Below are 10205 nucleotides of genomic sequence, written 5' to 3'. Positions count from 1 at the left end.
TCCTCGTCCGCCGGGGGCCGGCCCCCCCACCCGTGTCTCGCCATCGGTTCAGGGTGTCACATCGGCCTCGCGCGTCCGCGGATCCCCGGTGCCCGCGGTGGTGCCGGGGGCGGAGCCGACCTCGCGGGAGGGGGACCGGGTCGCCAGGACGGCCGCGACGACGAACCAGATGGCGACCGCGAAGCAGGCGAGCGCATACCACCCGCTCCCGATCGGGGTGCCTCCGGTGGTGACCCCGTCCGTCGCGCCCAGGAAGGCCGGGAGCGCCGCGATCCAGAACACCGCGTGTACACCGACGTAGAGGGCGGGGAAGACGCGGACGAAGTCGGGCGAGGCGACCGGCGGCGTGGAGCCCCGCCACGTCCGGCGGGTGGCGTCCGCCAGCAGACACAGGCCGACGATCCAGAGGATGCCGAGGAACGTCCAGAGGATGGTCCGTTGGAGGGTTCCCTCGCTCTCGGCGTCCACGCCGACCCTGGTGGGCGCGGCCAGGATCACCATGAGTACCGGGGTGAGCACCCCCGCGACGACGGTCCGCCAGGCCACCGAGCCGCCGCCCATGGGCGTCCCGGTGCGTCGGGGTCCGCCCAGGAGCTTCACGACGAGCCACACCATGACGCCGAAGGACACCGAGGCGAACACCCACATGCTGTTCATCGGGACGGAGGCGAACATCGGCGTGTTGATCATGTTGTCGGGGTTCCACGCCCACCACCTGAGCTGGGGCCCGAGTTGGTCGAAGATCTCGTAGAACACCTGGCTGGCGAACGCGGTGGCGATCGCCCCGATCGCGGCCCCGCGCCGGGCGAAGATCCCCAGGGCGCGGACGAGCTCGTAGGTGAGCTGTGAGATCACCGGGTAGAACGCCACGATGTACAGCGGCAGTCGGTCGAACATGAACTGCACGGTGAAGACGTTGTGGGAGAAGATGAAGCCCACGTAGTCCTGCAGACCGAACCACTCGGGGAAGTACAGCGGCGGCTCGATGACCGCCAGGTAGATCAGGGAGGCGAACCACAGCCCGAGGTTGACCGGGTCGCCGTCGCGCCTCCAGCGCCGCCACGCGTGCACGAGGGCGAAGACCGCACCGGCGATGATTAGCACCTCGAGCAGGGGCATGGTCCAGTGCTCGAGGGCGAACGGTGAGCGAACGGCCCCCACGGGGTGTGCGTCGTCGCAGGAGAAGCCGAGGAAATCGGCGACCTGCCGGGCATCGGGTTCACAGGAGTACGCCATCGCTCAGCCCTTCGTCTGTCGGGTCGCGGACCGGACGGCGGAGGCCGCCGGTTCCACGGGGTTCGCGGGATCGGAGTAGTCGGTACCGGGCGGGTCGAGGCGGATGTCGAAGCCACCCGGCACGCGGGTGCGGCCGAGCGCCTCGCGGACCTTGTGGCGCAGCAGGCCGTAGACGAAGCGCGGGTCCGTCATCATGTCGCGGAGCGACTTGTCGAGGTTGAACACCGCGGTGAACGTCTGCTCCACGTGGTCGTCCTCACGGGCGGCGGCGGTGATGGCGTTGAACACCGGCCACGACACCCGGGACATGATCCTGCGTCGCCACGCGGGCGCGACCTCCGTGCCCTCGGCGAAGTCGTATCCCTGGTCGCGGGCCATGGCCAGCATCCACGGCACCTCCAGCGACGTGCGCTGCCGGTCGAGGAACGCGCGGGTGAACGAGGAGTCGAGTGACCGGTGCTCGGCCAGGATGTCGGAGAGCACGACCGCCGAGCGGGCGGCCGAGCTCATCCCCTGCGCGTAGAACGGATTGAAGGCGCAGGCCGCGTCCCCGATGGCCACCAGGCCCAGCGGTGGGTGTGCCAGCTCGTCGTAGCGGCGCCACTTGTTGCCCGTGGCGCGGGTGAGGTGCACCTCCGAGATCGGGGTGCCGGCCCGCATGGCGGCGGCGAACGTGGGCGCGCGGAGCCGGTCGGCGGCGGCCTCGAACGTCTCCGGCGTGCGCGGCATCTGGATCCCCCACGAGCCCATGCACGCGATCGCGCGGTCACCCTCGACGGGGAAGAAGTTCGAGAGGAACTCGTGCTCCTGCGGATGGGGGCCGGTGTCCTGGGTGGGGGTCAGGACCAGGTGCTTCCACCACCAGTTCGGCGGCCGCTCCGAGGCGTCCGGGAGCTGGTACCAGCGGGAGGTGTAGGTGACCTTGGCGTCGAGGGTCTTCTCGGGGACGCCCGGCCAGCCGGCGGCCGCGAGCCAGTCCCGGACCGAGGAGCCGCGGCCCAGGGCGTCCACCACGAGATCGGCCTCGAGGATCCGGGTCTCGCCGTGCGCGTCGCGGTACTCCACCCCGGTCACTCGCCCGGCCGGTGTCCCGCCTCCGGTGGTGGACAGGCCCGACGCGGTCACGCCCTCGCAGATCTCGATGGTCGGCAGGTCACGGACCTTCTCCCGCAGGACACGCTCGATGAGGATCCGGGAGGAGTAGATCATCGTCATGGTGCTGGCCTTGCGCGGCCCCCAGCCGTCCATCTCGCCGTAGGCCGCGTCCATCGAGGGCATCAGCAGCATCCCGCCGGCCTCGATGAGTGACTCCTCGAACCCGGGGAAGATCGTGCCGATCGCGCGTCGCCCGGCGTTGAGGACGAAGTGCGGGTGCTTGCTCTGGGGGACCCCGCGCCGGTGCTCGGCGCCGGGCGGAAGCTCGTCCCGCTCGAGGACCACCACCCTGTCGAAGTGCGGCGCCAGCACGCCGGCCGAACACAGACCCGCCACGCTCCCGCCGAGGACCACCGCCGTCGCTCCGTGCATCCTTCAGTTCCCTTCATTCATACATTGATCGTCTCAATGTATGAATGTACGAACCGGGTGTCAACGGATACGTCTGACCGGGTCGGTAGCCTGAGCGGCGTGAGCCTCACCGTCAGCACCGTCAACGTCAACGGGATCCGCGCCGCCGTCAAGCAGCGGTCGGAGACCAACCTCGGATTCCTGCCCTGGCTGGAGGGCAGTGGCGCGGACGTGGTCGCGCTCCAGGAGGTCCGCGCCGACGAGGGCCAGACCCGTAAGGCGCTCGCTCCGGCCCTCGACGCCGGCTGGCACCTCGTCGGCTCCGCCTCCTCGCTCAAGGGCCGGGCCGGCGTCGCGCTGTTGTCCCGGCACGAGCCCGCCGAGGTGCGCATCGGTCACGGTGATCCCGAGTTCGACGAGTCCGGCCGCTACATCGAAGCGGTGTACCCCGGCGCCGTCGACGGGGAGACCGTCACCGTCGCCAGCCTCTACCTTCCGTCCGGGACCGCGAACACCCCGAAGCAGGACGAGAAGGACCGCTTCCTATCGAGCTTCCGCGAGCACCTCGCCGAGAGCGCGGAGATCGTCGGCGGCCGGACCGGACACGAGATGATCGTCTGCGGCGACTGGAACATCGCCCACCGCGAGGCGGACCTGAAGAACCACAAGGGGAACCACAAGAGCTCCGGCTTCCTGCCCCACGAGCGTGAGTGGATGTCAGAGTTGTTCGCCGACGCCAGCGGGTGGACCGACATCGTCCGCCATCGTCGCCCCGACGAGATCGGCCCCTATTCCTGGTGGAGCCAACGCGGCAAGGCCTTCGACAACGACGCGGGCTGGCGCATCGACTACCACGTGGTGACCGACGGCCTGGTCGATCGTGCCGTGGCCGATCGGGTGGACCGTGCGAGTGCCTACGACATGCGGTGGTCCGACCACGCGCCGGTCACCGTCGTCTACGAGTGACGACGACGAGGGCGTCCGCACCGGAGGGGCCCGCGATCGCGGATGCCGCGCGGCGAGCACATCCGTAACCTCGGCTCCATGCCGACGTATGCGACCGCCGACCGTCCTGACCGAGCCGGACTCGAGGAGTTCCTGCGCCCGCGGCACCGCGCGGTGCTCATCACGCGGAAGTCCTCGGGAGGGTTGCAGAGCTCGCCCGTGACCTGTGGTGTCGACTCCGAGGGCAGGCTCGTCGTGGCCACCTACCCGCAGCGGGCGAAAGTGGGCAACATCCGACGGGACGCGGCGGTCAGTGTGTGCGTGTTGTCGGACGAGTTCAACGGGCCCTACGTCCACGTCGACGGAACCGCTGAGATCGTCGACCTCCCGGAGGCTGTGGAGCCGCTGGTCGAGTACTTCCGCAGCGTCGCCGGCGAACACAGCGACTGGGACGAGTACCGCGAGGCCATGGTGCGGCAGGGCAAATGCCTCATCCGGGTGACGATCGACGACTGGGGGCCGGTGGCGACGGGCGGGTTCCCGCCCGAGCAGGACCGGTCCACCGGCCGATGAGGGCGTGATCGGGGGGCCGGGGGCGCCGTGGGAAGATGGGCGCCATGTCTGAGCAGTCCACTTCCGCAGCTCCTGCGCCCACGAGCGCCCCGACCGAGGCGCCCGCGAAGCGCCAGCGCGTCCTGTCGGGCATCCAGCCCACCGCCGACTCCTACCATCTCGGCAACTACCTGGGCGCCGTTCGGCAGTGGGTGGACCTGCAGGACGACCACGACGCCTACTACTTCATCCCCGACCTTCACGCGATCACCGTCAAGCAGGATCCCAAGGAACTGCGCGAACGGGTGTTCCGCGGGTGCGCACAGTTACTCGCGCTGGGGGTCGACCCCGCCCGCTCGGTGTTGTTCGTGCAGTCGCACGTGCCCGAGCACGCCGAACTGGCCTGGGTCCTGGGGTGCATCACCGGCTACGGCGAGGCCGCGCGGATGACCCAATTCAAGGACAAGTCGTCCAAACAGGGCACCGACGGGACCACGGTGGGGTTGTTCACCTACCCGGTCCTCATGGCCGCAGACATCCTGCTCTACCGCCCGCACCTCGTGCCGGTGGGGGAGGACCAGCGTCAGCACCTCGAGCTGACCCGCGACCTGGCGATGCGGTTCAACTCCCGCTACAAGAAGACCTTCGTGGTTCCCGAGGGCAAGATCCTCGAGGGGTCGGCCAAGATCTACGACCTGCAGGACCCCACGGCCAAGATGAGCAAGTCGGGGGAGAACCCCAAGGGGATCGTCAATCTGCTCGACGACCCCAAGGTCTCCGCCAAACGCATCCGTAGCGCCGTGACCGATTCGGATGGCGACATCCGCTTCGACCGCGAGATGAAGCCGGGTGTGTCCAACCTGTTGACCATCCAGTCGGCGTTCACCGGACGTCCGGTGGCGGACATCGTGGCCGATTACCAGGCCGCAGGGGCGGGGTACGGCGCGCTCAAGACCGACACCGCCGATGCCCTCGAAGCCTTTGTCACCCCGCTGCGCGGTCGGTTCGACGAGTACATGTCCGACAGGGGCCAACTCGAGCAGATCCTCGCTGACGGCGCGGATCGCGCGAGATCCGTGGCCGGGCCCGTGCTCTCGCAGGTCTATCAGGCGGTCGGATTCACCGCGCCGCGCCGCGGATAGGCGACCCTGGGCGCAGGATACTACGTAAGAGAAAATCTATACAGATGTATCCTTACACCGACGAAACCCAAGTTCACGGCGTAGACCGCGGGTCGAAACACCTCCGTCACACTACGTCCTTAGAGTCGCTTTCAGCTCGACGGGGAGAGGAACCCGTCGGGTGTCACATCACCTGTAGGGAGTGGAATCATGGGTCTAGTCGCCGGTCTGATCGGAATCGTTGGGGATCTGCTCCATCTGCTGCTGGGCGGCCTGTAGGCCCCGCGCCACGGTCGATGAGCGGCGCCCCTCACCAGACGTGGTGAGGGGCGCCGTTCTGTGTGTGCAGGGCCTCCCCGGACGACCTATCAGAGGAGGAACCGGGGGCCTGCTCGGTAGGCCGTCCGTGGGGATGACGCTCAGGCCTCGGTAGTGCCCTGCTGGAAGGTCTGGCGCCACGAGCCCCGCGACCGGACCCACACCGAGCTACGCAGGATCGAACCGTCTCGTGAGCGCTCGCGCCAGACGAGCAGGATCGTGTCGGAGCCCAGCTCGCGGGCCTCGATGACCTCCATGGTGCGTTCTGCCGATGCCCGGTCGGGCCTGCCGGAGGCCGCGAGCCTGTCCCCGCGCGACCACACTTCACCGCGGGCGCACACGTGGCTCCACGAGGGGTCCAGGAGCGCCTCGAGTCTGCGTCGGTCACCGCGGACGGTATCGGTGAGCAGTGATCGCTCCAGTTCGACAACTAGGTCGACATCCGAGGGGCTCGGTGCGGACGACGCGGACTGCGCAGTCGCCGTGGACGACGCGGTGGGGGATACCGGATCGGCAAGGGTGAACAGTTCCGGCTGGGCGTCCGCGGGACCCTCCGGTGCAGCGGACGCGGTTGTGGCAGCGCGTCTGCCCGCGGCCGTCGCGGGCCGCGCATCTCCGTCTGCCGCGGGGGGGACGGCCGGGTCGTCACCCGCACCAACGGACCGGGCTCCCGGGAACCCGGGGCCGGCCTCGGGCTCCCGACGCGACGCCCAGGCCTTGGCGGCACCGTTGGCCAGGACGTCCGCCTTCTCGTTGAGCTCGTGTCCGGCGTGCCCCTTGACCCACTCGAAGGTGACCTCGCGGCCCCGCATCGCCTCGTCGAGCGCCTTCATGACCTCGACGTTCAGCACAGGCTTCCCGTCGGCCTTCTTCCAGCCCTTGCGCTTCCACCCGGCCATCCACTTGGTCACCGAGTTGATGACGTACTGGGAGTCGCACAGGATGTGGAGTGGTTCGGGGGAGTGCGCGGTCTGCCGGAGGAGGTCCAGGACGGCGGTGAGCTCGCCCTGGTTGTTGGTGCCCCGTGTCCAGCCGCCGCAGCGCCATCTGGACTCGTCGATGTACCAGGCCCATCCGGCCGGGCCGGGGTTACCGAGAGCGGAGCCGTCCGCGGCGGCGATGATCGTCACGTCGAGCGATCCTGCCACCGTGGCCGGGGGGAGATCCCACCGGCCACGGTCATCGGGTCACCAGCGGCCTCATCCGTTCAGATCGCCGTCCTCGATGCCGTCCAGATCTATCGCGGGGGAGCGCTTGCGCTCGTCGAGTCGGGCGGCCCGGGCGGCCTCCCTCATCTCGATCCCGTCGGTGACGAAGTCACCGACCTCCTTGGCGATGGAACCGACCGCGTCGGTGATGATGACGGCGATCCGGCCGACGAGAGACGCCCCCGCCTGGACACCTGCCTGGACCTGGTCCTTGTTGCGCTCGAAGTCGCTCATCGGATCCGCTCCCTTCGTCAGTGGTGTCCACGAAGGTACCCCGGCTCAGGCCGCCGGTGTCACCTTCCTGCGCTCGATGAGCACGGCCGGCGTGTCCGCCGGGGTGGGCGGCAGTGGCAGGGCCAACCGGAACATCTTGGCCCACACGTTCGCCACCTGCTTCCACAGCGGGCCGGTCGTGTACGGCAGGCCGTGCTCCTCGCAGATCGCCCGCACCTCCTCGGCGATCTCCGGGTAGCGGTGCGCGGGCAGATCTGGGAAGAGGTGGTGCTCGATCTGGTGCGAGAGGTTGCCGGTGGCCAGGTGCATGAACGGGCTGCCCGAGATGTTGGCCGAGCCGAGCATCTGGCGCACGTACCACTCGCCGCGGGTCTCCTCGGCCGTCTCCTCCTGGGTGAAGACCTGGGCGCCCGAGGGGAAGTGCCCGCAGAAGATCACCGAGAACGCCCAGACGTTGCGGACGAGATTGGCGGTGAGGTTGCCGGCGAAGGTGAGCGGGAACAGCGGCCCGGTGAGCGCCGGGTGGACGATGTAGTCCTTGGCGACCTGTCCGCGCATCTTGCCCCACCACCCGGCGAGCAGGCCCTTGACGTCCGACCACTTGCGCTTGCCCTTGAGCACGTTGTCGTACTCGAGGTCGTGGAGCATGACGCCCCACTCGAACAGCATCATCAGCCCGAACGCGTAGACGGGGTTACCGAGGCGAAGCGGGGTCCACTTCTGCTCGTACTCCATGCGCAGGATGCCGTATCCGATGTCGCGGTCGAGATCGAGGATGTTGGTGTGCGTGTGGTGCATGTAGTTGTGCGAGTGCCGCCACTGGTCGGACGGACACACGTTGTCCCACTCGAAGCTCGACGAGTGGAGCATGTCGTCGCGCATCCAGTCGTACTGGCCGTGCATGACGTTGTGGCCGATCTCCATGTTGTCGAGGATCTTCGAGGCGCTCAGCGCGGCCACCCCGGCGAGCCAGGCGGGTGGCAGGAAGCCGAGGAACATCAGGGCGCGCCCGGTCAGTTCGAGTCGACGCTGCATGCGGACCACGCGGAGGATGTAGTCGCGGTCGGCGGTGCCGAGGTCGGCCACCACGCGGTCGCGGATGGCGTCGAGTTCACGGCCGATGATCTCCACCGACTCGGCGGACAGGACCACCGGTTCGGGACCGGTGGCTGCCGGCTTCTCGGTCTTGGGCTTCTTGGAGCGGATGGTGGGGAGTTGCAGGAGGGTCATGATGGGAGTCCCTTCGGTTGTTCCGGTGGGCGTACGGGTGCGTGGTGTGTCGGGTATGCCTGGGGCCCGGGAGAGGTCTAGAGCTCGATCTCGACGTCACCCACGGGTGCGGAGACACAGATCTGGACCAGGCAACCGGGCTCGGTGTCGACCTCGCCCGTCCTGAGGTCGCGGGTGGCGCCGGAGACTCGAACGGCGGTGCAGGTGTGGCAGATACCCATCCGGCAGCCGTGCTTCGGCGACAGTCCCGCGGCCTCCGCGCCCTCCAGCAGCGTGGTGCCAGAGTTGTGGGCGGACACACCACTTTTGACGTGGGTGACGGTGCCGCCGTCTCCCTCGGGCACGGGTCCGTTGGAGGCGGTGAACCGCTCGCGGAGGACGTTCGCGTAGCGATCTGCTCCGAGGGTGGCCGACAATCCGTCGGCCAGGCCGTCGGGTCCACAGAGGAAGACGGTGGCGTCGGAGTGCCACGGTGCCACCTCGTCGAGGTGGCCCTCTGTCAGGTGGCCGACCAGGTCCCGCGACGACGGGTCCGAGGTGTCTGACGGGTGCGGGTGGCCCGAGGTGTCTGACGGGTCCGGGGCCCCGGTGGGGACCACCCTGACCTCGACCCCGGCGCGCGCGAGTTCGCGGATCCGGTCACGGAACGGCACGTCCTCGACCCGGCGGGCGTAGTGGAGCCAGGCGACCCGGCCGGTGGCCCCGTCGCCGCAGCGGCCTTCCTCGGCCAGGGTGGAGGCGATGGAGAGCATCGGGGTGATGCCGCTGCCGCCACTGACCAGCAGCACGGAGGTCGGGCGCGCGTCCGGGAGTGTGACCTCCCCGACCGGGTTGCCGAGGAGCAGGCGCATCCCGGGGGCGGCCTCGGACCACAGGTGTTCGGAGACCACGCCCCCCGGGTGCCGGCGGACGGCGATCGTCGCCAGGCCGTCGGGCCGGGCTGCGGAGTCCACCGGGGAGTAGTGACGCCGGTGGACGACACCGTCGACCACCACGCCGATCTCGAGGGCGGCTCCGGGGGCGGGCCGGTCGACACCGGCCGGCAGTCGGAGCGTGATGACGGTGACGTCGGAGACGGGCCGGTCGACGGCGACGACCGTTGCGCCGGTCGGGTCGTCGGACCAGCTCACTCCGAGCGAGCGGACGTAGTGCTCCACCGGGTGCGGCGTGAGCAGGGTGCGGGTGATCCCGCGGGAGAAGAGTCGGCTGATGGTCGGGGCGGTCATGAGGACCTCCGGAAGGTAGGGGTCGGTGTGGTCGTGCGCCGTCGGACGCGGCCTACTGCCTTGATGTGCGGTCCGGGCCTCGCGGCCTCGGGCGCACTACGGGGGCGTATCCGTCCGGTTCGACCACCGGACGAGTTTGAGTGTACATACGTTCTCTCAAATGAGAAGGGCCCAGGTCCTGTCACGTGGGTCACACTCCGACGGGGGGTTTCCCACGTGCGGATACAGCCCTCAGGCGATAACATCACGGGCGTGGCGGCACCAGGTACCCGGGCGGAGCAGAAGCGGCACACACGTGCACTCATCGTTGCCGCGGGCCGCCATGCGGTGGCCACGCGGGGATTCTCGGGCCTGGTCGTCCGCGAGCTCTCACGCGAGGCGGGCATCGTCCCCACCGCGTTCTACCGACACTTCGAGTCGGTGGACGCCCTGGCCACCGAAATCGCGGCGGGGGCCGCCGAGGCGCTGGGAGCGCTCGTCGACGACCTGGTCGCAGGGCCGGGATCCGACCCCGTCGTGGACTGGCCCGGTCGCGCCTCTGCCGCAGCCGTCCGGGACCCGCAGACCTGGTCGGTGCTCGCCCGCGGTCTCGTCGACACCACCCACGCCGACCACCGGGTGCTCTCGGC

At 69.3% G+C, this 10205-nt stretch carries 10 protein-coding genes; 4 read left to right on the top strand and 6 right to left on the bottom strand.

All coding sequences use genetic code 11. The annotated features are described in order from the left end of the window. Positions 1–48: 48 nt before the first annotated feature. Positions 49–1236 (bottom strand): hypothetical protein, encoded by a 1188-nt coding sequence (locus tag G6020_RS00100; protein ID WP_206682186.1) that lies wholly within the window; start codon positions 1234–1236, stop codon positions 49–51. Between the two features lie 3 nt (positions 1237–1239). Next, entirely contained in the window at positions 1240–2763 is a 1524-nt protein-coding gene (locus G6020_RS00095; RefSeq protein WP_182609251.1) for a hypothetical protein, read from the bottom strand. A gap of 99 nt (positions 2764–2862) precedes the next feature. Between G6020_RS00095 and G6020_RS00090 the strand changes: the two genes are divergently transcribed. The 3 genes from G6020_RS00090 (at position 2863) to trpS (ending at position 5381) form a co-directional block, all read left to right on the top strand. After that, a complete protein-coding gene (locus G6020_RS00090; RefSeq protein WP_182609250.1) occupies positions 2863–3708 on the top strand; it encodes an exodeoxyribonuclease III in 846 nt (281 codons plus the stop codon). 78 nt (positions 3709–3786) lie between these two features. Next, a complete protein-coding gene (locus tag G6020_RS00085; protein WP_182609249.1) occupies positions 3787–4260 on the top strand; it encodes a PPOX class F420-dependent oxidoreductase in 474 nt (157 codons plus the stop codon). Positions 4261–4304: 44 nt separating this feature from the next. Beyond that, a complete protein-coding gene (gene trpS, locus G6020_RS00080) occupies positions 4305–5381 on the top strand; it encodes a tryptophan--tRNA ligase (RefSeq protein ID WP_182609248.1) in 1077 nt (358 codons plus the stop codon). A 398-nt stretch (positions 5382–5779) separates the two neighbouring features. Here the strand turns inward: trpS and G6020_RS00075 are convergent, their stop codons facing one another. The 4 genes from G6020_RS00075 to G6020_RS00060 all read right to left on the bottom strand — a co-directional run bounded on the left by G6020_RS00075 (position 5780) and on the right by G6020_RS00060 (position 9576). Continuing rightward, positions 5780–6808 carry an RNase H family protein gene (locus G6020_RS00075; RefSeq protein WP_182609247.1) on the bottom strand — a complete coding sequence of 343 codons (1029 nt, stop codon included), beginning with the start codon at positions 6806–6808 and terminating at the stop codon, positions 5780–5782. Positions 6809–6877: 69 nt separating this feature from the next. Further along, entirely contained in the window at positions 6878–7120 is a 243-nt protein-coding gene (locus G6020_RS00070) for a hypothetical protein (protein WP_179524739.1), read from the bottom strand. A gap of 45 nt (positions 7121–7165) precedes the next feature. Beyond that, positions 7166–8350, bottom strand: a complete 1185-nt coding sequence (locus tag G6020_RS00065) for an acyl-CoA desaturase (protein ID WP_182609246.1) — start codon at positions 8348–8350, stop codon at positions 7166–7168. Between the two features lie 77 nt (positions 8351–8427). Next, positions 8428–9576 carry an iron-sulfur cluster-binding domain-containing protein gene (locus tag G6020_RS00060; RefSeq protein ID WP_182609245.1) on the bottom strand — a complete coding sequence of 383 codons (1149 nt, stop codon included), beginning with the start codon at positions 9574–9576 and terminating at the stop codon, positions 8428–8430. Between the two features lie 252 nt (positions 9577–9828). Here G6020_RS00060 and G6020_RS00055 point away from each other — a divergent pair. Continuing rightward, positions 9829–10205: TetR family transcriptional regulator (locus tag G6020_RS00055; RefSeq protein WP_182609244.1), on the top strand; the 377-nt coding region annotated here is incomplete at its 3' end.

Origin of the sequence: Dietzia sp. B19 (assembly GCF_014145155.1) — a bacterium.
GTDB lineage: Bacteria > Actinomycetota > Actinomycetes > Mycobacteriales > Mycobacteriaceae > Dietzia > Dietzia natronolimnaea.
This window is presented reverse-complemented; position numbering and strand designations above follow the sequence as displayed.

Bases quoted from the DNA above. Each gene is read 5' to 3' on its own strand.
- G6020_RS00085 (WP_182609249.1), top strand. From the start codon at position 3,787: ATGCCGACGTATGCGACCGCCGACCGTCCTGACCGAGCCGGACTCGAG.
- G6020_RS00060 (WP_182609245.1), bottom strand. From the start codon at position 9,576: ATGACCGCCCCGACCATCAGCCGACTCTTCTCCCGCGGGATCACCCGC.
- G6020_RS00065 (WP_182609246.1), bottom strand. From the start codon at position 8,350: ATGACCCTCCTGCAACTCCCCACCATCCGCTCCAAGAAGCCCAAGACC.
- G6020_RS00070 (WP_179524739.1), bottom strand. From the start codon at position 7,120: ATGAGCGACTTCGAGCGCAACAAGGACCAGGTCCAGGCAGGTGTCCAG.
- G6020_RS00100 (WP_206682186.1), bottom strand. From the start codon at position 1,236: ATGGCGTACTCCTGTGAACCCGATGCCCGGCAGGTCGCCGATTTCCTC.
- G6020_RS00095 (WP_182609251.1), bottom strand. From the start codon at position 2,763: ATGCACGGAGCGACGGCGGTGGTCCTCGGCGGGAGCGTGGCGGGTCTG.
- trpS (WP_182609248.1), top strand. From the start codon at position 4,305: ATGTCTGAGCAGTCCACTTCCGCAGCTCCTGCGCCCACGAGCGCCCCG.